Source organism: Halomonas sp. MS1 (assembly GCF_024182575.1).
Classification (GTDB): domain Bacteria; phylum Pseudomonadota; class Gammaproteobacteria; order Pseudomonadales; family Halomonadaceae; genus Vreelandella.
This window is the reverse complement of record NZ_CP098926.1, coordinates 3,698,697-3,722,803: the sequence shown is the minus strand read 5'-3', so window position 1 is coordinate 3,722,803 and position 24,107 is coordinate 3,698,697. Positions and strand designations below refer to the sequence as shown.

The following is a 24,107-nucleotide window of genomic DNA, read 5'->3' as shown; positions in this document are numbered from 1 at the left end:
TAGGCGCTAGGTACGCTAACTAAGTAATGATTGGAGTCATCATGAATCACAGTCTCAAACGTTATTTTGAGAGGCTGTGCGGTGCGGGAGCCATTGTGCTCCCGCTGTCCGTATTGCCCTTGACAGCTTTTGGTCAACAGCCCCTCGTTCAAGACTTATCAAGCGGGTCTGGCTTTTATCAGCAAACCCAACGCCAGGAAGCATCTGGTGGTAACTTGGTACTCTTTAACCAAGTGCAAGAGCACCAGACAGAGATCCAGCAGCTACGTGGTCAAATTGAAGAACTGCGACACCAGTTAGAGCAGCTTCGTCGGCAATCACAGCAGCAGTACCTGGATATTGAAGATCGTTTGATGAATAGCGGCCCTAGCCAAATTGAACAATCGACGCCTGCAGTGGAGCCCGAGGCGGCAGAGCAAGTTGCCAACGCACCTTCTGCTCGGAACGTCAGTGAAGACGCTCAGGCTGATTACCAAGCAGCGTTTGCCCACGTTCAAGCACGTCAATTCGCAGATGCGATCAATGCGTTTAAAGCCTTTGTCACTGATCACCCCGACAGCAGTCTGACCTCTAACGGCTATTACTGGCTGGGGGAACTTTATGCTGCTGAAGGCGAACTTAGCGCTGCTGATGAATCATTTAGCCGTGTTATTGAGCAGTACAGCGGCAGCAGTAAAGTCCCCGATGCGCTTTATAAGCTAGGATTAGTAAAAGCACGGCAGGGCGAGGCTGAACGCAGTCGTGAACTGCTCGAACAAGTACGTGATGATTACCCGCAGAGTAGCGCGGCAGGGCTTGCCAATGACTTTTTACGTCAGTCTGCAGGATAACGTCTGTTTACATTTTTGTATCAAGGAAACCTCATGAGCTGCAAAATCGACTATCAACCAGCGTCCAATCTTTTGGAAAACCGCGTCGTGTTGGTAACCGGTGCGGGTGATGGAATTGGACGTGCGGCGGCACTTACCTACGCCCGCCATGGGGCAACTGTGATACTGCTTGGCCGCACGATAGCCAAGCTTGAGCGTGTCTACGATGAAATTGAAGCAGAAGGCGGACCACAGCCGGCAATTTTTCCGCTCAACTTTGAGGGCGCAACGCTCAAAGACTTTCACGATATGGCTGAAACGCTGGACAAAGAGTTTGGCCGTTTAGATGGATTGCTACATAACGCTGGCTTGCTAGGCAGAATTACGCCTTTTGAGCAGTACAATCCAGAGCTGTGGGAACAAGTCATGCAGGTCAATATCAATGGGCCTATTTGGATGACCCAAGCGTTGCTACCACTGCTTCAGCAGTCAGCTGATGCTTCTGTGGTCTTCACCTCATCAAGCGTTGGACGAAAAGGCCGGGCCTACTGGGGGGCATATTCGGTTTCAAAGTTCGCCACTGAAGGTTTTGTGGAAGTGCTTGCTGACGAACTTGAAAACCAGTCTACTGTGCGGATCAATACGTTAAACCCAGGGGCAACACGTACCCAAATGCGCCGAACTGCTTATCCAGGTGAGGATCCGTTGACGCTGCGTACCCCTGAGGAAATTATGCCCACTTACTTATGGCTTATGGGGCCAGACAGCACGGGGGTTAGTGGCAAGAAGTTTGACGCTCAACCACCACGTGCATAAATGCATCTTACCCATAGCTTTCTGACGTACCGCACCGCTTGTCGATGTTCTAGGCATTTTCATTCAATTAACGCTATCAATGAAAAGCAGCCAGAGCATCGACTAAGTCTTTACAGGTTTCAAACCATAAGTCAGCTGGCCACTGCTGATAATCGTCTTCCTCGCTGATATACCCGTAGCCAACGGCGACAGCCGTCATTCCTGCCGCTTTTGCCGCCTCCATATCACGAATATGATCACCGACGTACCAACACGCTTGTGGCGCCACGTTAAGCCTGCGCGCAGCCTCCCAAAGAGGCTCCGGAGCGGGTTTTCTGACCGCTAGATCATCTGCACATAAAAGAGCCCCTGGCGTTAGCGCCAATGCATCTAACAGCGGAAGGGTATAGCGTCTTGGTTTGTTCGTTACGATTCCCCACGAGCGTGATGCTGAATGCCAGCGGTCTAGCCATTGGTCAAGGGGTTCAAATAGCCGACTGTGAACAGCAACTGCTTGTTCATAATTATCTAACAAATACTGCCGCGCCGTATCGTGTTCAGTAGAACCACTTTCGATACCAATAGCCAAGGTTACTAAGGCACTGCCGCCGTTAGAAACTTGGCCTCGTATTTTCCCGTAGGGCAGTGGTGCCAGCCCATGATGCCGCCTCAATGCATTCGTTGCTTCAGCAAGATCAGGGGCAGTGTCAACAAGAGTTCCGTCTAAATCAAACAGTATGGCTTCAGGTATTGATGTTGACATTTATTGGCTCGCTTTCCGGCAATACATCATGTAATTGACCGATACATCGTTTGCGACCAAGCGGTAGTGACGAGTCAGTGGGTTATAGGTCAGCCCCGTTTGTTCGTTAATCTCAAGATCTGAGGCTCTCGCCCATGCGGCCATCTCAGAAGGGCGGATAAATTTTGCATAATCATGGGTGCCGCGCGGCAATAGTTTAAGCACATACTCAGCGCCTAAAATCGCAAAAGCATACGATTTTGGGGTGCGATTTAGGGTCGAGAAGAAAACATAACCCCCAGGGCGAACCAGCTCACTGCAAGCACGAATGACCGATGCAGGGTCAGGCACATGCTCAAGCATTTCCATGCAGGTTACGATGTCATAATGCCCTGGCTGCTCTGCTGCAAGCGCTTCAACGCTTATCAGTCGATAATCCACCGATGCACCGCTTTCTGTCGCATGTAGCCGGGCAACGCTAAGAGGCGCTTCTCCAAGATCAATGCCGGTAACACTAGCTCCTCGATGAGCCATTGATTCACTTAAAATCCCACCGCCACAGCCGACATCGAGCACCTTTTTACCGGCTAGACCTGCACGCGCGTCAATAAAGTCCAGACGCAGGGGATTGATAGCGTGCAGCGGCTTAAACTCCCCCTCTGCGTCCCACCAACGACTAGCAAGTGCTTCAAATTTCGCAACTTCCGCTGCGTCGACATTGTCGTGGTTGCGATGAGTAGTGCTATCCTGAGGTATCGCTTGCATGTTTTAACTCCCATTGTCGGTAAGTTGGCATGAAGGTGGCAACCAACCAGTCGTTCAGTATTATGTCATTCTAACCACTCCTGGAAAGGAACGCATGAAAAGGAACGCGACATGAATCTTAACCCCCTATTTTCGCGACTTTTATTTTCTCAGGGAGCGTGATGAATGCGAGTATTACTCCACGGAAGTGAACTAAGTGCCGCTACCGCCGCCGCCGCGTTAGCCTGGGTAGGCCATCAAGTTGAGTGGCTACTACACGAAAGCGCACCATGGCCACAGCTTTTAAAGGCGGACTGGCTACGCAGTGAACCGGAATTAATGACGCATATTGAACAAGCGTTAGCCAATGGAACATTGAAAATCATTGAAGCGCCAGAGCAGGCTAATTCTCCTGATGTGGTGTGGTTGGCTCTGTCGCCCGATCAGCGCCAGGCGGCCAAGACACTGCTTGAAGCCCCTATATTTGAGCACCATAGTGGTGCTGTATTAATTAATAACTCAACATTTCCAGTAGGCGAAACAGAGCAGTTGCACGCGCTTATGGGGCCCCAGCACAGTAGCGTTGCCTTACCTGACACCCTGGAAGAAGGGCGGGCCTGGCTCTCCTTTACGCGTCCTTCACGCTGGCTGCTCGGTTGTGACGATGCAACAGGTGAACAGGTGGCGCGCGAGCTTTTACGTGCCTTTAATCGCCGCAATGATGTGTTCCAGCGTATGCCTTGTAGAGCGGCTGAGCTGACTAAGCTCGCTATAAACGGCATGCTGGCAACACGTATCAGCTACATGAACGAGATTGCAGGCCTTGCAGATACGCTCGGAGTTGACGTTGAACATGTACGCCAAGGTATGGGCGCTGATACCCGAATTGGCTATGAATATTTATACCCTGGCTGTGGCTTTGGTGGCCCCAACTTCTCTCGCGACCTAATGCGCTTAGCTGATGTTCAGTCAGCCAGTGGTCGTAATTCGGCATTGCTAGAGCAAGTAATGGACATCAATGAACAGAAAAAAGAGACGTTATTTAGGAAACTCTGGACGCTCTTCGAGGGCGATTTAGCCGGCAAAACGATTGCTATTTGGGGAGCCGCTTTTAAACCAGGAACCACTCGAATCGATCACGCGCCTGTGCTGACACTCCTTGCTGCCTTATGGGCGCAAGGCGTAAAGGTAAATCTTCATGATCCAGCGGCAACCCCCGCGCTGCTCAACGCGGTCGGTGACCGAAACGATCTAACTACATTCACCAGTGACCCATACTTGGCATGTGAAGGAGCTGACGCACTGATGCTGGTGACTGAGTGGAAAACTTATTGGAACCCTGACTGGCATCGTTTAGCCTCGTTATTGAGCGCTAAGTTGGTGCTGGATGGACGAAATATTTATGACCCAGCCTTCGTGGCTAGCTGTGGCTTACGGTATAGAGGAATCGGGCGTCGAGCAGATCCCACAACGCATTGAGGAAAAGTCATGCCCAACAGTACTGCATCTTCTCGCATTGTTCCCGATGTGGACCAAAGCTTGACCGCACAACACTTGCGTCATCGCAGGGGGCCCAAACTGTGGCCATTGTGGTTATTGATGATGCTTATTATCATTTCGCTGGGGGCCGCCGCGGTGGGCCTTTGGTATGAAAGAGAGCGCTTATTAGAAGAGGTCCATCGAGTAAGTGGAGAAGTCTCTAATCTTCATGCAAGACTCGACTCGGGTGACACGGACACGCAAGATGCGATAGCCTTTGTACAAGCACAGATGACAACGCTGTTCCAAGAACAGGAGCAACTAGCCGTTGCGGTGACACGTACCCGTGAGGAACTCTACGGTCTTTTGACGTCAAACGAAGAGCTCGTGAATGGTGATGCCCTAAGCAGCATTGCTGAGCGTATTAGTCAGTTGGAAGAACAAGCAGCGTTGCGTGACCAACAGCTTGCCGCTATACGCACATCACTTGACTCACTTGAGCAAGCGGGCATGTCTGGGCGGCAAAATCTAGCAGAAGAGGTAACTTACCTCGAAGAGATGCTGTCGCAGCGCCTATCTGCGACTACCAACCGACTCGATGATATTGCTAAGTTAGAAAACGAAAACAGCGAATTGGTAACAAATGTTACTGCATGGCAAGAAGAGGTCGATCAGCGTTTTACTGAGGTAAACTCAACCCTTGAAATGCTAAGCAGCACTGATACTTCAGCTACTCAAGAAGCGTTACAAGCGCTTGAACAGCAATGGGCGCAACGATTAAACACCTTAGAGAGTGATATCCGTCAAGTGCGGCAAGCCCAGCTGGCATTTAGTGCTCAGATGGAGATGCTCCGCTAGCAATTGTCACCAGCATAAAGCAATGGGTAATAAAGCCACCGAGTCGCTGATTTGGTTAGGGATGAACTGCATGGAAAGAATACGGCGATGGCCTACCGTTAAACAAGCGACTCGTGAGGTGGTTTTACCGCTTCTTGTAACGTGGTCAGCTCCCGTATGGGCACTTAACGCGTCAATCGATGGTGTCAGTAGTGAAGTAGAGGACAATATTGATGCCTATTTACAGAACATTGACGAAGATCAGTACACCGATATCCGTTTGGAAGGCGAAATACGTAAGCGTGCGCAAGAAGCCATGCGCGTTTTCGGCTACTACGAGCCTGACATTACGGTTGATGTTGATAGCTCACCTATCACACTTCGCATAGAACCCGGCTCGCCGGTCAAAATCGACGTGCTTTCTGTCAATATCAGCGGTGAAGCAAGCGATGACCCTCCGTTTCAGGAAGCACTCGATGCATTTCCCTTGAAGGAAGGCGATACACTACGGCATGCCCCATGGGATCGCCTACGCAACCAGTTTTCAGGCCTAGCACTTGAGCGTGGTTATTTCGACTGGGGGTTTACTGACCGCCGAATGGAAATAAGGCCATACCTTGAAAGCGCTCGTCTCTATATGGATTTCGACAGCGGCCCACGCTATCAATTTGGCAATACGACTATTTCAGGTAGTCATATCGAACCTGAGCGTTTGCTTCAAATGCAGACCTTTGAAGCAGGGGAGCCTTATCTAGCGGAATCGATAGCCCGCTATAATCAACGTTTAGCTGAGACAGAATGGTTCAGCTCTGTGACGGTACGACCACGCTTAGAGACAGCGCGGGAGCTGACCCTATCGCCGCCAACAGGAAGCTCACCGTGGTGGAATGAAGCAACGGCATCGCAGCCTCAACGTCCTAGGCTGTCCAGCGCAGCGCTTGTCAGCGCACTTAGTGTCACTCAGCGGGACGATACCAGTCTGCCTATTGACGTAAGTGTAGAGCCTGCCGATCGCCATCAATTTGAAGTCGGGATTGGCTTTGCAACTGACGTAGGGCCGCGCATGCGCTTTGGCTGGAAACAGCCATGGATTAACCGCTTTGGCCATAGCCTGGATCATGATCTGTATGTTTCAGCCCCCGACCAGCGCTTCACAGGGACTTACAATATCCCGTTAGAAGATCCGTTACGCGATAGCTATCGTCTGCAATATGGCGTGCGTAACCTGGATGATGGCGATACCCAGTCGTTAGAGGGTACCGTGGAAATCGCTCGTCGATGGGAGTTTGAAAATCGCTGGGTACAAACACTTTACTTCCGTACGACCTATGAAGACTTCACCCAAGGGGGAGTCTCAGATGAAGTATTGCTGTTTTATCCAGGCATTCAGTGGTCCCGTACAAGAACGCGTCCTCAGCGGTTTCCGCTTTGGGGAGATAGGCAACAATTATCGCTCGAGTATTCAGACACGATATGGGGATCCGATGCCAAGTTCGCGCGTATGACGGGTGACACAGAATGGATTCGCACCATTGGCGATGATAATCGTTTTTCGGCACGGCTAAGTATCGGCGCTATCGAAACAGATAATTTCGATAAACTGCCTCCTTCGTTACGCTTTTTTGCGGGCGGTGACCGAAGTGTCCGGGGTTACTCCTACGAAAGCCTATCTCCGCGAAATGAAGAAGGGCTGTTACGTGGCGGCCAGCAAATGCTGACCTCGACTCTAGAGTACCAGCGTCGCGTGACTGGCGACTGGTGGGGAGCAACTTTTGTCGATACTGGAGATGCCTTCGATAATTGGGGGCCAGAAGAGTTAAAAACGGGCGCAGGGGTTGGCGTACGCTGGATTTCCCCTGTGGGCCCTATCCGACTTGATGTAGCACACCCATTTGACGATGAAGACGATTGGCGCCTGCATTTTTCCATCGGACCGGAATTTTAGGAGAGCATTTTGGCTAAGGTTGCAAAAGCGGCATCTATCAAGCGTCAACCGCTCTCAGGTAAACATCGTGTAGGGTTATTTTTGTGGAGTTTTGTACGATTAGCCATTGTGCTACCACTCTGGCTATTTGGTCTGGTCGCTCTGCTACTCGGCGTTGCGCTCTCTCCTTGGGGAACAGGTCAACTGTTTTCTCAAGGCGAGCAACGGGGCTTCTTTACGTATGAACACCAAGAAGGCGCACTGCTTGACCAGTTTGCGTTGCGCGGTTTTCAACTATCGCTTGGTGAGACACGCATCAACGTCGACAGCCTTGAACTGGCCTGGGCTGAAGATTGTGTGCTGTCAGGTAAGCTTTGCCTGGACAAACTTCATGTAGAAGGCGCAGATATACGTTTGGGCGAGAGCACTGAAGCGGAGCCAGACTCATCAGAATCTGATGGGATGCCTAGCATCCAACTGCCTTTTCCTATTGAACTACGTTCAGTTGAGTTCACTAACGTCCAACTGCAGCTAGCTGATGGAACTCGCGTCGGCTGGGAGTCGTTTTCAACCGCGATTACCGCGCAGCAACATCTTGTCAGTATCGCGCCCACCACGCTCATGCAGCCAACCGTGTACTTGCCTCCCACGGCAGGCACTCAACTAACAGAAGGTATCCAGACACCGTTACATGCATCTGCTATTGATGGTGCGGTTATGGTTACCCAACCGGTCATAGCAGAACCAGGTCAAGCGGTCGAAGCCTTAACAGCACGGCAGCGCATTGAGCTGCCTGAAATAATGCTGCCCATTGATATCGACTTAGCATCCTTCACCGTGACTGACGTCACTGTCAGCGGAGCCGTTGATTACCAAGTCGAAAGATTAGCGGTGGTTGCGAGTGCTGAAGGCAACCAAATAGCGCTCCGCTCATTAGAGTTACTTACACCTGATGCCGAGGCGAACTTAACAGCCAACGCCACATTATCAGGCAGCTATCCGTTAGATGCTCGATTAACAACAACCTTGTTTTTACCCGAAATATTTCCTGAGCTAAGTGGCGAAGAGCTTGTTTTGGAACTGTCAGGATCCCTAGATGAGCTGACAGCCAGTTTAGGGGCAGCCGGTGTCGTTAATGCAACGTTCGAGGCTCAAGTCGATGCGCTGGCACCGACGCTACCTTTCAATGTAAGACTGCAGAGTGACCGCCTGCAGTGGCCACTCACACAACCTAGTAGCGATGAGTCATCGGCAGAACCCTATGTTGTTGAAGATATAGACATCGTTGCTAGCGGCAGCTTGGAAGCGTACCAGACAACGCTTTCCTTAAACGCTCAAGGCCCGCAAGTGCCGGCCACCGATATTCGACTCAGTGGCAACGGAGATCTTTCATCGTTCCGCTGGACGCCGCTAACCCTAGCGATTAATGACAGTTCGCTCAGTAGTGAAGGGGAAGTGAATTGGGCTTCGTCACTACGGGTTGATACCACCATCCGACTGGATCAATTCGATCCATCGCTGTTTGTCGAACAGCTCAACGGCAATCTCAATGGCGACATTACCGCTAGTGTGCGTCAAACCGGCGAGCTATGGGAAATCAGCCTGCCAGTCCTCGATATTACTGGGGAGCTCCAGGAGTATCCCTTGGCGCTTCAAGCCTCTTTAGAGGCTAACAGTGCGCTTGAAGTAGATATCCAAGAACTACTTTTCACTCAGGGAGACAACCGGTTAACGGCCTCTGGTCAAGTTAGTGAGCAAGCAATGTCGCTAGATACCGAGATTGCATTGCGACAATTACAAACGCTGCATCCAGACTTAGCGGGGACATTAACAGGTAATATTCTGGCCAGAGGTAGCATTAGCCAACCTAAGGTGGAAGCCGAATTAACTGGCCGTGATTTGCAGTTTGCCGAAAACCGTATTGAAACGTTATCACTGACCAGCAATATCGAGGGAATCGAAGACCCAACGCTAGACATTAACCTTGGTTTGCAGCAAGTCAATGCAGGTGGGCAGGCATTTTCAAGTATTGCCCTTGAGCTTAACGGACGCCTATCTCAGCACGCACTCACTGTCAGTATCGACGGCCAAGCCGATAACATGCTAAGCCGTGCACTTGTAGCGCTAGATGGTCGTTTTGATCAACAAGCGCAGCAGTATCAGGGCCAACTAACACCGCTGGAAATCGACTCCGAGTTCGGCAATCTACGTTTAGAAGCCCCTCTTGATATTCGTTACAACCTAGCTAACGGCCAAGCGCAACTCTCACCTTTCTGTGTGCGTCGCGAAGAAGGAGGGCTTGTTTGTTCGCAAGAACAGATTGCCGCATCGGCCGACCAAGGGCGCGCGGTGTTGAGCATCAGAGAAGTGCCGATGGAAGCACTCGAGCCTTTATTGCCAGAAGAGTGGAGCTTTGAGGGTGATACGACAGCAGACATTGTTGCAGCTTGGCGCCAAGGCGGGGCTCAGTGGCAAGCCGATGTTCAGGTATTAAGTGAGTTAGCGATTACGGCAGTCAACGATTACGGCCAGCCCGTACAGCTTCCTGTGATTAGTTTAAACACGCAGTTAGACGCCAGTCAGGCTCAAGCTGATGCCGATATTGTACTGTCGTTTGCAGATGCTGGTGAGCTGGCACTCGATCTCAGCATTAGTGATCCACTTGATCGTGGTGGTCTTAGTGGCGAGCTAAGCGCCCAAGCGCTTTCTTTAGCACCTTACCGCCCGTTGGTGGTGGGCATGGATCGCTTAGAGGGCGACTTAAATGGCCGTATACAAATTGCAGGAACCACCAGTCAGCCCGATTTACAGGGGCAGCTTGCGCTTCGTAATCTAAGCGTTCATGGCCCAGATATTCCTATCGATATCAAAGATGGCGAGCTGGTCGTTGCGTTTGACGGCGAACAAGGGGACATAAATGGTTTTGTTGCTGCTGAACGTGGTCGCTTGAATATCGCTGGGGATGCTTACTTTCCTGCAGGCGACGACTGGCGTATTGGTGTCGATGTTAACGCGACTCAGGAGCCATTATTAATCGTTTTGCCACAGTTTGGGCGTTTAGAAGCAGCGCCTGATATCCGCATTCGTGTAACACCGGATCGCTTGCAAGTACGTGGCAATGTCGATCTACCATGGGCGCGCTTAGAAGTTGGCGATCTTCCTGCCTCAGCTGTTAGCCCAAGCTCTGACGAAGTCATTATCACCGAGCGCGATGATCGAGAAGCTGAGCGAGTGGCTCAGCAACGGACTGCCAATGGCGAGCCAAGCGCTGCTGATGAGCTTTCACAATCAGGAATGGACATTGATGTGCTCATCACACTAACCTTGGGCCGTGATATGCAAATATCAGCATATGGGCTTAATTCTGATTTGGGTGGCACGTTAGAAATTCGTCAAGGCAGCGGTGCACTTCAGCTGTTTGGTGATGTCAACCTTATCAATGGTCGTTTTAAAGCCTTTAGTCAGGATCTGCTGATTCGCCGTGGACAGCTGATATTCAGCGGCCCTCCAGGGCTGCCAATTCTCGATTTCGAAGCAATTCGTAATCCTGATATCACGGAAGATGAGGTTATTGCTGGCATTCGTGTTAGTGGCAATGCAGAAGAGCCCAACTTACTGATCTTTTCTGAACCAGCAATGGATGAAACCCGTGCGCTGTCATATTTATTGAGAGGGCGTGCACCCGATGCTGCTGGAGGAGGGATTGATAGTGCGCTTACTACCGCCTTAATCGGCATGTCTCTCGGTAAGACAGGCGGAGCCGTTGGCTCCATTGGGGAAGCGTTTGGTATTAGCGATTTGACCTTGGATACCACTGGGGCAGGTGACAATAGCCAAGTGGCGCTGACAGGGCAGTTAACCGACGATATCCGGATTAGCTACGGTGTTGGCATTTTCTCGCCCATTGCAGAACTGACATTACGCTACACACTTTGGCGCAATCTATATGTGCAGGCAGTATCAGGCGCAAATCAAGCCGTCGACTTAATCTACACATTTACTCGGTCAGGTGACCCTACGATTTATCCACGGCAATAAGAGGGCGTTATGACGCTATTTTCTAAAGCAAATTCAGCACCACTTGGCCGCGTAACGCCGATTGAAACGAGCAGCGTACATACCGTTACAGGCCACTCACTTCACCCTCCTTTCCCAGCAGGGTATGAAGAAATTGTGTTAGGCATGGGGTGCTTTTGGGGCGTTGAACGCCTGTTTTGGCAAGTGCCGGGAGTTTACGTCACTGCCGCCGGTTATGCCGGGGGAGAAACACCAAACCCAACTTATCAAGAAACGTGTACGGGACAAACAGGCCATACCGAGGTAGTTCGAGTGGTATACGACCCCAGTGCCACATCCTTGGCTACGCTGTTGCAAATTTTTTGGGAACAGCACGACCCTACTCAAGGCAATCGTCAAGGCAACGATGTGGGTAGCCAGTACCGCTCTGCCATTTTCACAACAACGGCTGCTCAGTTGATGGCTGCTGAAAAGAGTGCCAATGCCTATCAAAAGGCGCTCGATGAGGCTGGCCGAGGTACTATTACTACCGAGATCAAGCCGCTGAATACTTTTTACTACGCGGAGGCTTATCATCAGCAGTATTTAGACAAGAACCCCGCTGGTTACTGCGGGCTCAAAGGTACTGGCGTTACTTGCCCCATCGGTTAGTCGTGGTGAGAAGAGCCAAGTACTCCATCACAAGGTCAGTAATAAGGTCAGTAAAATGCCACATACTTTAAAACGTTCATGGCTCATGCCTTCGGTTTGGGCCCTGGTCGTCTTTGCTGCAATTACTACGCCGACCATGGCAGAGGAAGTTACTGAAGATGCCGTTCCAGCGCCACAAACGGTTGAAGATAGCCCGTTTGCAAGTGAGCGAGAAGCGGTCATATGGCGTCAGGATGAATTGAAAGAGCTAGAAAGCCTTCTGCGTCAGCTGCGTTTTGACTTGGTGAATAATCAGGATGCACGCGGAGCCGCGCCGCGGTTAGCAACGCTTCAGGAACAAGCGACTCAAGCTCATTTTTTGCCCGCGTTTATTGTCGGCACTCATGGGCGTGGGTCTGACGCTCGCCCAGAAATCTGGGAAGAGTGGGAAGATTTCGCAGCGGGATTTACGGATCTTGAGCAAAAAGTGGCGACGCTAATCGATGCGACCGAGCAAGAGGACTATCGCGCGGCCACGCGAGCATTTTCTGATGTTGGCTTAAGCTGTAAAAGCTGTCATCGCGCCTACCGCTATAACTGACCGAGATCGATGTCATCAGAGCGATAGGCACAGATGGTGTCAGTCGCTTTGTTGAAGGCGGTCGATACGATAAAGGGTCTCAACCTGCTCCAGGCCAGTTATGGTGCATTTGAGATCTTTTACACGGCCGTCGCTCAACCCATAGACCCAACCATGCACTGAAATATCTTGGCCTCTCTGCCAAGCACGTTGCAGAATTTTGGTTCGGCACAAGCTATTAACTTGAGCTTTTACATTCAATTCGCACATGCGGTCAATTTGCTCTTCCATTGGTAAATGTTCAAGCGTATTACGGTGATGGTTATACTGTTCGCGCACCGAATGCAGCCAGTAATCGACGACCCCGCACTCACCGCCGGTTACTGCCGCCTTAATGCCACCACAACCGTAGTGCCCCACAATCATGATATGACTGACCTTAAGTACATCCACCGCAAACTGCACAACTGACAGTGCGTTCATATCGGTATGGTGGAGCAGGTTAGCGACATTACGATGGACAAAAACTTCGCCTGGCGGAAGGGCAATAATCTGGTTAGCAGGCACACGACTGTCAGAACAACCAATCCAGAGGTAATCAGGGTTTTGCTGATTGGAAAGGCGTTTAAAGTAGTCAGGATCTTCCTCACACATACGCTCTGCCCAGGCGCGATTATTATCAAGCAGTGTTTCAATAGCGTTAGACATTGGATCTCCGTCACAGGTTAGGAGCTGTTAGGTTCAAGATAGAGCAAACTAGGGTACAGAGAGAGGGGTTTTAACCTTCTCAGAATCTAAGGTCAATCTTTGTGCTTAACGACCGTTGTCGGTAAGTACATGACCGATAAGTACATGCAATGGTTCAGGATAGGAATAGCACATGGCAGATAACGCGGAATATGAATACGATTTATTGGTAATTGGAGCAGGGTCAGGGGGTGTTCGCGCCGCACGAATGGCAGCTGCAAGCGGCGCCAGAGTTGCTATAGCAGAAGATCGTTACTTGGGCGGCACCTGTGTCAATGTCGGCTGCGTGCCTAAAAAACTGTACTCCTATGCGGCTCACTTTCACGACAGCTTCGATGATGCCGCAGGCTTTGGATGGCAGTTGCCTGGGCCTGCTGTCTTTGAGTGGTCAGTGCTACGCGATAATAAAACCAGTGAAATAAAACGGCTTAATGGCATTTATCAGCGGATGTTAGAGGGTGCGGGAGTCGTACTGCTTCATGCTAGAGCAACCGTGACAGGGGCACACAGTGTTTCATTGACCTCTGAAGAGGGTGTTTCCCAAGTAACCGCACAAAAGATACTGCTAGCGACAGGTGGTTGGCCATGGGTACCTGATTTTCCTGGCAGTGAATACACAGTCACTTCAAACCAGATATTTGACCTTGACGCTTTCCCAGAGCGGTTTCTGGTTTTGGGAGGCGGCTATATTGCGGTCGAATTCGCGAGCATTTTTAACGGCCTCGGTAGTGAAACACATTTGATTTATCGTGGAGAGCTGTTTCTAAAAGGGTTTGATGAAGAAGTTCGAGCTTTTACCCGCGATGAAATGAGCAAAAAAGGCGTCAATCTGCATTTCAATACCAATATTGAACGGATTGAACCCAATGGCTCGGCGTTTAACGTGTATTTAACTAACGGTGATGTTCAAGAGGTAGATGCCGTCTTAGCAGCGACAGGACGTAATGCCAATACGCAGGGGCTAGGGCTTGAAGCATTGGGTATTCATCTTGATAGCAGTGGAAAAATCCCAGTAAATGCGCGCTACGAGACGACGGTCCCTTCGATCTTGGCGCTTGGCGATTTGACCCAGGGGCCTGAATTGACGCCCGTAGCACTGGCTGAGGCGATGCAGTTAGTCGATATCCACTTCAATGAAACACTGCCTAAACCGCTGGACTACGCCACGATTCCTACGGCGGTTTTTTGTCATCCCAATATTGGGACAGTAGGGTTATCTGAAGAGGCTGCTAGAGAAAACATTGGCAAAATTCGCGTTTATAGCGCGGACTTTAAAGCAATGAAACACACCTTGTCTGGTAGCCAAGAACGCACTTTAATGAAGCTAATCGTTGATGACGCGACAGATGTTGTCGTAGGGGCTCACATGGTCGGTGAAGAGGCCGGTGAATTAATACAAGGGATCGCCATTGCGGTCAGAGCTGGGCTTACAAAAGAAGATTTTGATCGTACCATCGGCATCCATCCAACAGGTGCGGAAGAGTTTGTGACAATGAGAACAGCTACGCGCAATTAATTACATAAAATTTACATTTTTAAGGCGAGCATTAGCTCGCCTTTTTTGTCTCGCAGCTATGTGAGGTTGATCTAAACTCTTCCAATACAGCGGCTCTTTCAGCTGATTTTTGCAGGTAGAGACGCCTTTGATAACCAAAAATTATGGAAAAGGACAGGATGAATAATATGATTTTTGAATTGCTCATAATCAGCTGTTATAATGGCGCTCAAATTCGCTACAGCGAAGCATAACCATGAGCACGCCAATAACACCTTTTACCCCTTCTGCAGACCTTGCACGCCCAACAGTCGCTGATGCTGTGGTCGGGCATGCATCTACTCCGTTATTTATTCGCAAGCCGAATGCAGATGATGGTTGGGGCGTCTACGAGTTGATAAAAGCTTGCCCGCCGCTTGATGTTAATTCTGCTTATGCTTATTTACTGTTGGCAACTCAGTTTCGCGACACCTGTGCGGTCGCGACAAATGAAGAGGGCGAGATAGTAGGATTTGTATCTGGCTATGTGAAAGACAACGCGCCGGATACCTACTTTCTATGGCAGGTTGCCGTCGGTGAAAAAGCACGTGGCACAGGCTTGGCGCGCCGCTTAGTCGAAGCCATTATGTCGCGTCCAGAACTTGATAATGTGCATCACCTGGAAACGACGATCACTCCAGACAATCAGGCCTCTTGGGGCTTATTTCGCCGCTTAGCTGCACGCTGGCAAGCCCCTTTAAATAGCCGTGAATATTTCTCTACCGAACAACTCGGTGGGGAGCATGATCCTGAAAACCTAGTTCGTATAGGTCCATTTCAAACAGACAGCATGTAACGGAACGGACCAGCTATTGCCCAATACGCGGTTCTTGCTAGCTGGTTACGTGTTACCGCTGTTTCCGCCAGTTTGTCCTACGCTTGGCTCAATGATTTAAAAAGGAGGTCGTTAATGCAGACCCAAACGCTTGAACGCATGGAATCTAACGTACGTACTTATTCGCGCTCATTCCCCGTTGTGTTTACCAAAGCCCAGAATGCTCGTTTAACGGACGAGAATGGTCGTGAGTACATTGATTTCCTAGCCGGTGCCGGCACGCTCAATTACGGCCACAATAACCCACACCTCAAACAAGCAATGATCGACTATCTGTCAACAGATGGCATTGTTCATGGCCTGGATATGTGGACCGCTGCAAAGCGTGATTACCTGGAAACCCTTGAAGAAGTTATCTTCAAACCGCGTGGCTTAGACTACAAGGTACATCTGCCTGGTCCGACAGGCACTAACGCAGTAGAAGCGGCCATCCGTTTGGCCCGTGTTGCTAAAGGTCGCCATAACATTGTGACCTTCACCAACGGCTTCCACGGCGTCACTATGGGAGCACTGGCAACCACGGGTAACCGCAAGTTCCGCGAAGCGACCGGTGGCATTCCCACACAGGGCGCAAGCTTTTTACCCTTTGATGGTTATATGGGAGAGCATGCGGATACGCTGGATTACTTCGAGAAATTACTTAACGACAAATCTGGCGGCCTCGATATACCGGCAGGTGTTATTGTCGAAACCGTGCAAGGCGAGGGCGGTATTAACGTGGCAGGCCTTGAGTGGCTCAAGCGTTTAGAAAGTATCTGTCACGCCCATGATATTCTGTTGATCATCGACGACATCCAAGCAGGCTGTGGCCGCACGGGTAAGTTCTTTAGCTTTGAACACGCGGGCATCACGCCTGATATCGTGACGAACTCAAAATCACTCTCTGGATTCGGGCTGCCATTTGCCCATGTATTGATGCGTCCAGAGCTTGATAAATGGAAGCCTGGTCAGTATAACGGCACGTTCCGTGGTTTCAGCCTGGCGATGGTGACCGCCACGGCTGCGCTCAAAAAATATTGGTCAAATGATGTTTTTGAGCGTGATGTTCAGCGCAAAGCGCGTATTGTTGAAGAACGTTTCCAAAAGCTGGCAGCCTTACTCAGTGAGAACGGCATGCCTGCCACTGAACGTGGACGCGGCCTCATGCGCGGTATTGATGTTGTCTCTGGTGATATTGCCGACAAGATCACCAGCAAAGCATTTGAGCACGGCCTTATTATTGAGACCAGCGGCCAAGACGGCGAAGTAGTGAAATGCCTATGCCCGCTGACCATCAGTGATGAGGACTTGCTGGAAGCGCTGGATATTCTAGAAGCCTCAGTCAATGCTGTTATCCAAGCGTGATGTAGAGTTAGGCTAATTTTGCAGCATCGATTCAGCACTGGGCCGCTTCGGTTAATACCAAGTGCCTCATAACGGAGCAATTCTATGATCGTTCGTAATCTTGAAGAAGCACGTAAAACAGATCGTCTTGTCACCGCCGAGAATGGAAATTGGGACAGCACGCGTCTTGTTCTAGCCAATGATAATGCGGGTTTTTCATTTCATATTACCCGTATTTTCCCAGGCACTGAGACGCATATTCATTACAAAAACCACTATGAAGCTGTGTTTTGCTATGAAGGCGAAGGCGAAGTAGAAACCCTAGCCGATGGCAAAATCTGGCCGATCAAAGCAGGCGATATTTATCTGCTGGATCAGCACGACGAACATCTGTTACGCGGTAAAGAAAAAGGCATGACCGTCGCATGCGTTTTCACGCCAGCAATTACCGGTAATGAAGTACACCAGGAAGACGGCTCATACGCTGCACCCGCTGGTGAGTAAGGCCCAACGTTAGCGTTACGGATTGGCTAATGACAAAACAGCCTGCTTAAAAAGCAGGCTGTTTTTTATGAGGGTTGTCATTGATGATTAGGATTTTAACCTGATGCCTGTGAGATCATACGGGTTCGCATAATATATATTATGTTAAATTAGGCAAATAAAGGTTCCAAAACCAGCGGATCAAGTTGGACAATACAATGTCCTTCTCCTTATCATTCATGCTCTTCTTGTTTAAGGATATCTCACGTTATGCGCTCAGGTGTATTGTGTCTAATGGCTGGTTTGTCGCTTTCGTTTGCAGGCTGTGCTGTGACACCGCCAGAAACGAATGAGCCACCGCCATTAAGCGAAGCGTCTTTTAACACCCGCATCCTTGAACTTGAAACCTCTCTTGCTCAGCAGTGTGCATCCGCGTCTACACGACTGCACGAGCAGCAGCTTAGCCAACAGCGAGCGTTAACAGCTGATGTTCGCGAAGTCGGTAGCCTGTTGCGCTATTTGCGCCAAGATGTGGCTGGCCTACAAGCTCGCGGTGAAGATCCCGTTATTGTTCGTGAAGAGTGCGATGTTGATGCCACTCAAGACAACAAAACACTGCTGGGCCGCAGTGAATGGGTTGGTTTACCCAGTGTTGGCACTTATTTGAAGGCGCGCGTTGATTCTGGAGCCAACACGTCATCACTATCAGCATCCGAAATTACCCGCTTTGAACGTGATGGCGAAAATTGGGTGCGCTTTAAGTTGGCACTAAATGACAATGACGTGGTCGTAGATCGCGTGCGTGATGAATGGATCGAAGCGCCAATTGTACGTAGGGTGCGTATTGTTCAGGCATCTGGTGAAGAGTCTCGCCCAGTGATCTCACTGTTAATGACCTTGGGCCCAATCCGCGAAAACGTTGAGTTCACGCTTAATAATCGCACCCATTTGGACTACCCAGTGCTGTTAGGACGGCGATTCATGATGGATATTGCCACCATTGATGTTGCTCAAACCTATCTTTATGAACGTCCAGAATTCCCTGGCGGTGAACCTGCCGATCAAGCCGCTGAAGATGAAGCAGCAGATCAAGACGATACTGAAGAGTAACAGTTCTCCCCCGCCGTTTTTCGCTGAAAGGAATCATGATGTCACGGTTGCCGTTTTATTTGATCGTTGGACTACTGCTGTTGGTTGGTATTGCCGCCAGTGTGCATCGACATGTTCAGTTCGAAATCCCCTGGCTACCCGGCGAACAGCGCCAAGTATGGGAAATCGAAGCTGTTATCAACTTTAATGCCCAGGACGGCCCTGTGCAGGTTGATCTAGCGCTGCCTTCACATCAGGCTGGGTACCGGGTTTTGACCGAAAACACCGCGTCTTCTGGCTATGGGCTTGCCTACAAAGCAGATGAGCTAGGTCGTCAGGCTGAGTGGACTATTCGTAATGCCGCTGGCAGCCAGCAGCTTTACTATTCGGTGCAAATGCTGGTTTCGCCAGATGCGCGCTCACCGGTACAAACGCCACCAGAATTATCGTCTGTTCCCCCCTGGGAAAGCCCGTACGACACTGCCGCTAGCCAATTAATTGATCGTGCTTGGGCACGTAGCGCCAATAACGCCACCTTTGCGAGAGAATTGATTTTAGATATTAATGGCGAACGCCAAGGGGAAAATGCACGACTACTCTTAGCCCAGGAACAGCCATCGCCACTGATTGTGCGTTTGTTGAACCAAGCGGGTGTTCATGCAAGGGAAGTCAGCGGCCTATTGATGGAGGATGGTCGTCGTCGACAAACCCTCAGCAGTTGGATTCAAGTGTTCGACGAATCTGCCGAAACGTGGACACTCTTTAACCCCACTACCGGCGAGCAAGGAAAACCCGACAACCTTCTGCTCTGGGAAACAGGTGGTCGTGCGGTGCTAGAGGTTCAGGGCGGAACCAATTCGCGGGTCACCTTTTCAATGTTGACGCATTACCAACCGGCTTCTGCGGCGGTTCGCAATCACTACTCTGATGACACGCTACTCAACTTCTCTATCCATAGCCTTCCTTTGGAAGAACAGGCACTTTTCCAAACGATTCTGCTGATTCCCATTGGCGCGCTGGTAGTAGTGTTTTTGCGCGTGCTGGTTGGGGTAAAAACGTCGGGCACGTTTATGCCGGTGCTGATTGCATTAGCATTTATTCAAACTACCCTGCTAACGGGCTTAATTGGCTTCCTGCTGATTGTGGCCATGGGCCTGATCATTCGTAATTATCTTTCATACCTCAATCTATTGCTGGTGGCGAGGGTTTCGGCGGTCATCATCACTGTCATAGCAATCATCTCAATTTTCACTGTTATTGCTTATCGTATGGGGCTAAGCGCGGGGTTAACCGTCACGTTTTTCCCGATGATTATCTTGGCATGGACGATTGAGCGGATGTCGATTCTCTGGGAAGAGGAAGGGCCAAAGCAGGTATTGATTCAAGGCGGGGGCAGCCTCTTAACCGCTGTATTAGCGTTCCTTGCCATGAACAACCCCTGGGTTCGCCACATTACTTTCAACTTCCTTGGCGTTCAGTTCATTCTGATGGCGCTCATCTTGTTGCTTGGTAATTACACGGGCTATCGTTTATTGGAGCTACGCCGCTTTAAGCCAATTATAGATGAAGAGAAATCCTCATGAGCTGGCTAAAGAACTGGACGTGGCCGACACGACTTAGAGACAAGGGAATTATCGGCATGAATCGGCGAAATATTCGCTACATTGGCCGCTATAATTCCCGACGCTTATATCCGCTTGTTGACGACAAGCTGAAAACCAAGCTTCTTGCGCAACGTTACGGCATCACAACGCCAGAGCTCATTGGTACGGTAACGACTCAGTTTGGTGTCAAGCATATCAGTGAGATGCTGAGCGGCCATTCAGGCTTTGTGATCAAGCCCGCCAAAGGCAGTGGCGGAAAAGGCATACTTGTTATTGAAAAGGTACAAGAGGGTATCTTTATCAAGCCAAGCGGTGTCAGTTTGTCGATTGAAGATATTGAGCGCCATGTTTCGAACATACTTTCTGGGCTGTATTCGCTAGGCGGCTCACCGGATGTCGCCGTTATCGAAACACTGATCAATTTCGATGAAAGCCTGATGGCCTATACCTATGAAGGCGTACCGGACATTCGAGTCATCGTGTTTAAAGGTTATCCCGTGATGGCCATGATGCGGCTTTCTACCGCTGCGTCGGATGGCAAGGCCAATCTTCACCAGGGGGCCGTGGGTATTGGGCTGAACATTGCCACAGGCGCGGCCCTACGTGGAGTGCAGTTTGATCGTCCATGCTTTAGCCATCCCGATACAGGTCACGACTTGGCAAGTCTGGTTGTCCCACAGTGGGATACCCTGCTCCACCTGGCAGCAGGCTGCTACGAGATGACCGGGCTTGGCTATCTTGGCACCGATATGGTGCTAGATAGAAAGCATGGCCCCATGCTGCTTGAGCTTAATGCGCGCCCCGGGCTTGCTATCCAAATGACCAACGGTGAAGGACTTCGCCGTCGGCTTGACCTGATCGAGCAGCAGCCTGACGGTGTTCCCGTCGCGGAACGGGTAGCGTTTGCACAACACCACTTTGCCCGCCAAAGCGAACTCGTAGAAACGCCTGACACTTCTTCGGCGACGGCGTAGACTACGCATATCCCGTTCAACGAGTGCCCTAATGACAGAAGCTAATACGCTATTACAACAAGCGGAATCCCAGTGCCATACCCGAGGCGTGAGATTTACACCTATTCGTCGCCGAGTATTAGAGCTGATTGCTGAGAATGGTGGCGGCCTAAAAGCGTATGACTTGTTAGACCAGCTATCCACTGAGCATGCCGCAGCAAGACCTCCCACGGTTTACCGTGCTCTCGACTTTCTTATCGAGCAAGGTCTCGTTCATCGTATAGAGTCACAAAACGCTTACGTTGCCTGCGCCTGCCCTGAGCATGCCCATGGGTTTCAGCTGTTGATTTGTCGCCATTGTGGCTATGTTGAAGAGCTTCACTTAGATGAAATAAGCGCTCAACTGGCCGAATTAGCCAAACGACAAGGGTTTAACGTCGAGCGCCAAACGATAGAACTTCAAGGCTTGTGCCAAAATTGCCGATCAGCGAGTAACGAGTAATGTCACGTTTTGACCAATTAGCCCCGCGCGACCTATTCAAAGCCCTAGAATCTGCCAGCCCTTCCGATACGTTGCCCGGGACCGAAGCGCTTCTTGACGCAGTACACTTTAACGAACAAGGCTTGCTGCCTGCCATTGCGCAGCAGTTTGATTCGGGTGAGGTGTTAATGATGGCGTGGATGAACCGCGAGGCACTTGAAGAAACGCTAGCAACGCAGCGTGTTTGCTACTATTCACGCTCGCGTAAAAAGCTCTGGCGTAAAGGTGAAACCTCGGGTCAACAACAGCAGCTGAAATCTGCGGCTCTCGACTGCGATGGTGACACGCTATTACTGCAAGTCGATCAAACTGGACCCGCTTGCCACACCGGTCGACGCAGCTGTTTTTACTTATCGGTAAACGAACAGCGTGCGACGATTACCAGCGAACCGCTTATCGACCCAGCGGCGCTTTACGGCAAGAAATAGTGGTAAAGCTGCTATCCCAAGCAAAGCACTGGGCCTTGAAGGCCCTTGCCATCGTCATGATTGGCTGTATCAAGGTCTATCAATACACCATTAGCCCCCTACTGGGGCCGCGCTGCCGCTTCTGGCCAAGCTGCTCGTCCTATACCGTTGAAGCCATTCAAGTGCATGGCCCTTTCAAGGGCGGCTGGATGGCGATAAAGCGTATTATGCGATGCCACCCAGGCAGCGCCGGTGGTATCGATCCCGTGCCTGGTGGCAGAAGCGAGCAGTTGTGTCGTGAAGACCCGGACTTAACGGCGCCGCCGCACTCAAAGTGCGACCATCATCACTGAGAAAGCTTTCCAATGCGCGTTTACAATTAAGACTGTTTTGCCACTTGGTAAATACGCTCCAACATGGCATGCAAGCCGTTACTGCGGGTAGGTGATAGGTGCTTATCCAAACCTAAATCTTTCAAGAAGTGAGGCTCGGTTTGGCTAATCTCATCAGGTGTGCGATCGCTATAGATTCTCAGCAGCAACGCAATCAGTCCTGAAACGATGGCCGCATCCGACGTTGCCTTGAAGATAAGCTTGTCGCCCTGCCCTTCGTGGCACATCCACACGTTAGATTGGCAGCCCTGAATCTTAAACTCTTCAGTTCGCTGCTCCTCCGGAAAGTCAGGCAGTTGCTTCCCCATATCGATAATGTATTGATAACGATCCATCCAGTTATCAAATATTTCAAACTCTTCGACCAGTTCTTGCTGGGCCAGCTCAGCGCCTGAAGTTGCCATGGCGTTTCCTTTGGGTTGGTGTCTCAATATCATGCCTATTATAACGGGTCAGAAGGCGTTTTTGGGGCTGTTTTCAAGCGATGACGCTGCTGCTCTTGGTGCCATTCATTATCTTCGGTGTGTAAGTAGCGACTCGTCGTATCCAGTTTAGAATGGCGCGCACTCTCGGCTAAATAGCGCAGGCTTACCCCCGATTGCGCTTGATGTGTAATCGCCGTATGCCGCAGCCAGTGGGGGGTTGCACGACGCAGCGCACTCACATAGGCAGGCTTACCATTTTGCGCTTCTAGTGCATCAGCCGCCTCGCTAAATACGCCTTTAATCAGCCGATAAAGTTGGTTATCGCTAATGCCACGACGTTTATCTAACGCACGGATAAGAGGGTCGGGTTCGTGATAACTGGGCAGGCCTGCTAACCCAAGCGCTTCCCGCCATTCGAGCACACACTCAAGCATGTCATCGGGCACCGGAATACGTGCAAGCTTACTCCCCTTACCGACCACCACCCACCACCACCGCCCCTCGCTTTCCTGAAAGTCATCCATCCGAGCGTTAGCCATTTCACTAATACGAGGTGCTAATAGATAAGCGAAGCTGAATATAAACCGTCGCCGCGCTTGCTCGTATGCCTCTCGTTCGCTGGCGGGCGCTGTTGGCGCATTCAGCCACTGCCAAAGCCATGCCCAAAGATCTCGTTCTAGATAACGCTCAATGGTTTGAGCCTGGTTATTCAGCCGCCTAGCCTTGTCGCGCATTAGCACAAATGGGTTATGGCGTACCCACCCTGCTTCCACTAGCCAGCTAAATAAGCCCTGCAGAATAATCAGACTTTGCCGCCGGCTTGCTGGCGAAAGCCCACCACGAAAAGGTCGCCATTGCGCATGATAGCGAGGCTTACTTGCCCCCACCCACTGCTCAGCTGGCTGAGGATCTGCCAAAAAAGCCTCGTACTGGCGCAACATTTCACGATTCATATCGCATAACGACGTGTTGTGGCTGGACAGCCAAAGCAGCAGGCGCTCCGCCTCTCGGCGATAACTTTTCAATGTCTGAGGGCTGTCTTGGTACTCCCTAAGCCACGCAGCAACAGCCTCAACGTCGTTTTGAGCATCAATTAGCTGCGTTGGGGTGACGGGCACGGAAGACTTAGCCAGCAAGTCAGGCCAGCTGCCCTTTTCTAGGCCTTCACGTACGTGTTTTTGCTGTTTTTCGACCTCTCTGGGCATCGCCACATTCCC

Annotated in this window: 23 protein-coding genes; 18 read left to right on the top strand and 5 right to left on the bottom strand. The window is 50.7% G+C overall.

The window, feature by feature from the left end; all coding sequences use genetic code 11:
- Window positions 1–41 precede the first annotated feature (41 nt).
- Window positions 42–830 (top strand): tol-pal system protein YbgF, encoded by a 789-nt coding sequence (ybgF, locus tag NF683_RS17145; RefSeq protein WP_089038390.1) that lies wholly within the window; start codon window positions 42–44, stop codon window positions 828–830.
- A gap of 33 nt (window positions 831–863) precedes the next feature.
- Complete coding sequence (locus NF683_RS17140; protein ID WP_089038389.1) at window positions 864–1,625, top strand: YciK family oxidoreductase; 762 nt, start codon at window positions 864–866, stop codon at window positions 1,623–1,625.
- 76 nt (window positions 1,626–1,701) lie between these two features.
- Here NF683_RS17140 and NF683_RS17135 read toward each other — a convergent pair whose 3' ends face one another.
- Together NF683_RS17135 and ubiG are read right to left on the bottom strand one after the other, a co-directional pair.
- On the bottom strand, window positions 1,702–2,367 hold the full coding sequence (locus tag NF683_RS17135) for an HAD-IA family hydrolase (protein WP_089038388.1): 666 nt from the start codon (window positions 2,365–2,367) through the stop codon (window positions 1,702–1,704).
- Window positions 2,368–3,111, bottom strand: a complete 744-nt coding sequence (gene ubiG / locus NF683_RS17130) for a bifunctional 2-polyprenyl-6-hydroxyphenol methylase/3-demethylubiquinol 3-O-methyltransferase UbiG (RefSeq protein WP_193060448.1) — start codon at window positions 3,109–3,111, stop codon at window positions 2,368–2,370.
- A gap of 165 nt (window positions 3,112–3,276) precedes the next feature.
- On the opposite strand from ubiG, the gene NF683_RS17125 reads away from it, so the two are divergent.
- The 6 genes from NF683_RS17125 to NF683_RS17100 all read left to right on the top strand — a co-directional run bounded on the left by NF683_RS17125 (window position 3,277) and on the right by NF683_RS17100 (window position 12,578).
- A complete protein-coding gene (locus tag NF683_RS17125; RefSeq protein ID WP_253920516.1) occupies window positions 3,277–4,569 on the top strand; it encodes a nucleotide sugar dehydrogenase in 1,293 nt (430 codons plus the stop codon).
- A gap of 9 nt (window positions 4,570–4,578) precedes the next feature.
- Entirely contained in the window at window positions 4,579–5,427 is an 849-nt protein-coding gene (locus NF683_RS17120; protein WP_089038385.1) for a hypothetical protein, read from the top strand.
- A gap of 70 nt (window positions 5,428–5,497) precedes the next feature.
- Complete coding sequence (tamA, locus tag NF683_RS17115) at window positions 5,498–7,351, top strand: autotransporter assembly complex protein TamA (protein WP_089040870.1); 1,854 nt, start codon at window positions 5,498–5,500, stop codon at window positions 7,349–7,351.
- Window positions 7,352–7,360: 9 nt separating this feature from the next.
- Window positions 7,361–11,368, top strand: a complete 4,008-nt coding sequence (gene tamB, locus NF683_RS17110) for an autotransporter assembly complex protein TamB (RefSeq protein WP_253920515.1) — start codon at window positions 7,361–7,363, stop codon at window positions 11,366–11,368.
- Window positions 11,369–11,377: 9 nt separating this feature from the next.
- Window positions 11,378–11,998: a peptide-methionine (S)-S-oxide reductase MsrA gene (gene msrA, locus NF683_RS17105; protein WP_089038383.1), complete on the top strand. Its 621-nt coding sequence runs from the start codon at window positions 11,378–11,380 to the stop codon at window positions 11,996–11,998.
- Window positions 11,999–12,083: 85 nt separating this feature from the next.
- Window positions 12,084–12,578, top strand: coding sequence for a c-type cytochrome (locus NF683_RS17100; protein WP_253920514.1), 495 nt, complete (start codon window positions 12,084–12,086; stop codon window positions 12,576–12,578).
- A 39-nt stretch (window positions 12,579–12,617) separates the two neighbouring features.
- On the opposite strand, the gene can is transcribed toward NF683_RS17100, so the two are convergent.
- Window positions 12,618–13,265 (bottom strand): carbonate dehydratase, encoded by a 648-nt coding sequence (can, locus tag NF683_RS17095; protein ID WP_089038381.1) that lies wholly within the window; start codon window positions 13,263–13,265, stop codon window positions 12,618–12,620.
- Between the two features lie 172 nt (window positions 13,266–13,437).
- Between can and gorA the strand changes: the two genes are divergently transcribed.
- From gorA to yidD, 10 genes are all read left to right on the top strand, one after another.
- Window positions 13,438–14,820, top strand: coding sequence for a glutathione-disulfide reductase (gene gorA, locus NF683_RS17090; RefSeq protein WP_253920513.1), 1,383 nt, complete (start codon window positions 13,438–13,440; stop codon window positions 14,818–14,820).
- 235 nt (window positions 14,821–15,055) lie between these two features.
- The gene (gene ectA, locus NF683_RS17085; RefSeq protein WP_030072977.1) at window positions 15,056–15,634 is read left to right on the top strand and encodes a diaminobutyrate acetyltransferase; all 579 of its coding nucleotides are present in this window, start codon (window positions 15,056–15,058) and stop codon (window positions 15,632–15,634) included.
- A gap of 114 nt (window positions 15,635–15,748) precedes the next feature.
- Window positions 15,749–17,017 (top strand): diaminobutyrate--2-oxoglutarate transaminase, encoded by a 1,269-nt coding sequence (ectB, locus tag NF683_RS17080; RefSeq protein WP_089038379.1) that lies wholly within the window; start codon window positions 15,749–15,751, stop codon window positions 17,015–17,017.
- 84 nt (window positions 17,018–17,101) lie between these two features.
- A complete protein-coding gene (locus tag NF683_RS17075) occupies window positions 17,102–17,500 on the top strand; it encodes an ectoine synthase (protein WP_009724424.1) in 399 nt (132 codons plus the stop codon).
- A 249-nt stretch (window positions 17,501–17,749) separates the two neighbouring features.
- A complete protein-coding gene (locus NF683_RS17070) occupies window positions 17,750–18,589 on the top strand; it encodes an ATP-dependent zinc protease family protein (RefSeq protein WP_253920512.1) in 840 nt (279 codons plus the stop codon).
- 38 nt (window positions 18,590–18,627) lie between these two features.
- Window positions 18,628–20,151, top strand: coding sequence for an inactive transglutaminase family protein (locus NF683_RS17065; RefSeq protein ID WP_253921905.1), 1,524 nt, complete (start codon window positions 18,628–18,630; stop codon window positions 20,149–20,151).
- A complete protein-coding gene (locus NF683_RS17060; RefSeq protein ID WP_253920511.1) occupies window positions 20,148–21,146 on the top strand; it encodes an alpha-L-glutamate ligase-like protein in 999 nt (332 codons plus the stop codon). The genes NF683_RS17065 and NF683_RS17060 overlap by 4 nt, the downstream gene beginning before the upstream one ends.
- Window positions 21,147–21,177: 31 nt before the next feature.
- Window positions 21,178–21,627: a transcriptional repressor gene (locus NF683_RS17055; RefSeq protein WP_038484256.1), complete on the top strand. Its 450-nt coding sequence runs from the start codon at window positions 21,178–21,180 to the stop codon at window positions 21,625–21,627.
- On the top strand, window positions 21,627–22,094 hold the full coding sequence (hisI, locus tag NF683_RS17050) for a phosphoribosyl-AMP cyclohydrolase (protein WP_193068431.1): 468 nt from the start codon (window positions 21,627–21,629) through the stop codon (window positions 22,092–22,094). The genes NF683_RS17055 and hisI overlap by 1 nt, the downstream gene beginning before the upstream one ends.
- 56 nt (window positions 22,095–22,150) lie before the next feature.
- Window positions 22,151–22,426: a membrane protein insertion efficiency factor YidD gene (gene yidD, locus NF683_RS17045; protein ID WP_205739042.1), complete on the top strand. Its 276-nt coding sequence runs from the start codon at window positions 22,151–22,153 to the stop codon at window positions 22,424–22,426.
- A 26-nt stretch (window positions 22,427–22,452) separates the two neighbouring features.
- Here the strand turns inward: yidD and NF683_RS17040 are convergent, their stop codons facing one another.
- Both NF683_RS17040 and NF683_RS17035 read right to left on the bottom strand, forming a co-directional pair.
- Window positions 22,453–22,869, bottom strand: a complete 417-nt coding sequence (locus NF683_RS17040; RefSeq protein ID WP_038484250.1) for a SufE family protein — start codon at window positions 22,867–22,869, stop codon at window positions 22,453–22,455.
- A 38-nt stretch (window positions 22,870–22,907) separates the two neighbouring features.
- Window positions 22,908–24,095: a tyrosine-type recombinase/integrase gene (locus tag NF683_RS17035; RefSeq protein WP_193084861.1), complete on the bottom strand. Its 1,188-nt coding sequence runs from the start codon at window positions 24,093–24,095 to the stop codon at window positions 22,908–22,910.
- Window positions 24,096–24,107: the final 12 nt, after the last annotated feature.

Bases quoted from the DNA above. Each gene is read 5' to 3' on its own strand.
- ybgF (WP_089038390.1), top strand. From the start codon at position 42: ATGAATCACAGTCTCAAACGTTATTTTGAGAGGCTGTGCGGTGCGGGA.
- NF683_RS17140 (WP_089038389.1), top strand. From the start codon at position 864: ATGAGCTGCAAAATCGACTATCAACCAGCGTCCAATCTTTTGGAAAAC.
- NF683_RS17135 (WP_089038388.1), bottom strand. From the start codon at position 2,367: ATGTCAACATCAATACCTGAAGCCATACTGTTTGATTTAGACGGAACT.
- ubiG (WP_193060448.1), bottom strand. From the start codon at position 3,111: ATGCAAGCGATACCTCAGGATAGCACTACTCATCGCAACCACGACAAT.
- NF683_RS17125 (WP_253920516.1), top strand. From the start codon at position 3,277: ATGCGAGTATTACTCCACGGAAGTGAACTAAGTGCCGCTACCGCCGCC.
- NF683_RS17120 (WP_089038385.1), top strand. From the start codon at position 4,579: ATGCCCAACAGTACTGCATCTTCTCGCATTGTTCCCGATGTGGACCAA.
- tamA (WP_089040870.1), top strand. From the start codon at position 5,498: ATGGAAAGAATACGGCGATGGCCTACCGTTAAACAAGCGACTCGTGAG.
- msrA (WP_089038383.1), top strand. From the start codon at position 11,378: ATGACGCTATTTTCTAAAGCAAATTCAGCACCACTTGGCCGCGTAACG.
- NF683_RS17100 (WP_253920514.1), top strand. From the start codon at position 12,084: ATGCCTTCGGTTTGGGCCCTGGTCGTCTTTGCTGCAATTACTACGCCG.
- can (WP_089038381.1), bottom strand. From the start codon at position 13,265: ATGTCTAACGCTATTGAAACACTGCTTGATAATAATCGCGCCTGGGCA.
- gorA (WP_253920513.1), top strand. From the start codon at position 13,438: ATGGCAGATAACGCGGAATATGAATACGATTTATTGGTAATTGGAGCA.
- ectA (WP_030072977.1), top strand. From the start codon at position 15,056: ATGAGCACGCCAATAACACCTTTTACCCCTTCTGCAGACCTTGCACGC.
- ectB (WP_089038379.1), top strand. From the start codon at position 15,749: ATGCAGACCCAAACGCTTGAACGCATGGAATCTAACGTACGTACTTAT.
- NF683_RS17075 (WP_009724424.1), top strand. From the start codon at position 17,102: ATGATCGTTCGTAATCTTGAAGAAGCACGTAAAACAGATCGTCTTGTC.
- NF683_RS17070 (WP_253920512.1), top strand. From the start codon at position 17,750: ATGCGCTCAGGTGTATTGTGTCTAATGGCTGGTTTGTCGCTTTCGTTT.
- NF683_RS17065 (WP_253921905.1), top strand. From the start codon at position 18,628: ATGTCACGGTTGCCGTTTTATTTGATCGTTGGACTACTGCTGTTGGTT.
- NF683_RS17060 (WP_253920511.1), top strand. From the start codon at position 20,148: ATGAGCTGGCTAAAGAACTGGACGTGGCCGACACGACTTAGAGACAAG.
- NF683_RS17055 (WP_038484256.1), top strand. From the start codon at position 21,178: ATGACAGAAGCTAATACGCTATTACAACAAGCGGAATCCCAGTGCCAT.
- hisI (WP_193068431.1), top strand. From the start codon at position 21,627: ATGTCACGTTTTGACCAATTAGCCCCGCGCGACCTATTCAAAGCCCTA.
- yidD (WP_205739042.1), top strand. From the start codon at position 22,151: ATGATTGGCTGTATCAAGGTCTATCAATACACCATTAGCCCCCTACTG.
- NF683_RS17040 (WP_038484250.1), bottom strand. From the start codon at position 22,869: ATGGCAACTTCAGGCGCTGAGCTGGCCCAGCAAGAACTGGTCGAAGAG.
- NF683_RS17035 (WP_193084861.1), bottom strand. From the start codon at position 24,095: ATGCCCAGAGAGGTCGAAAAACAGCAAAAACACGTACGTGAAGGCCTA.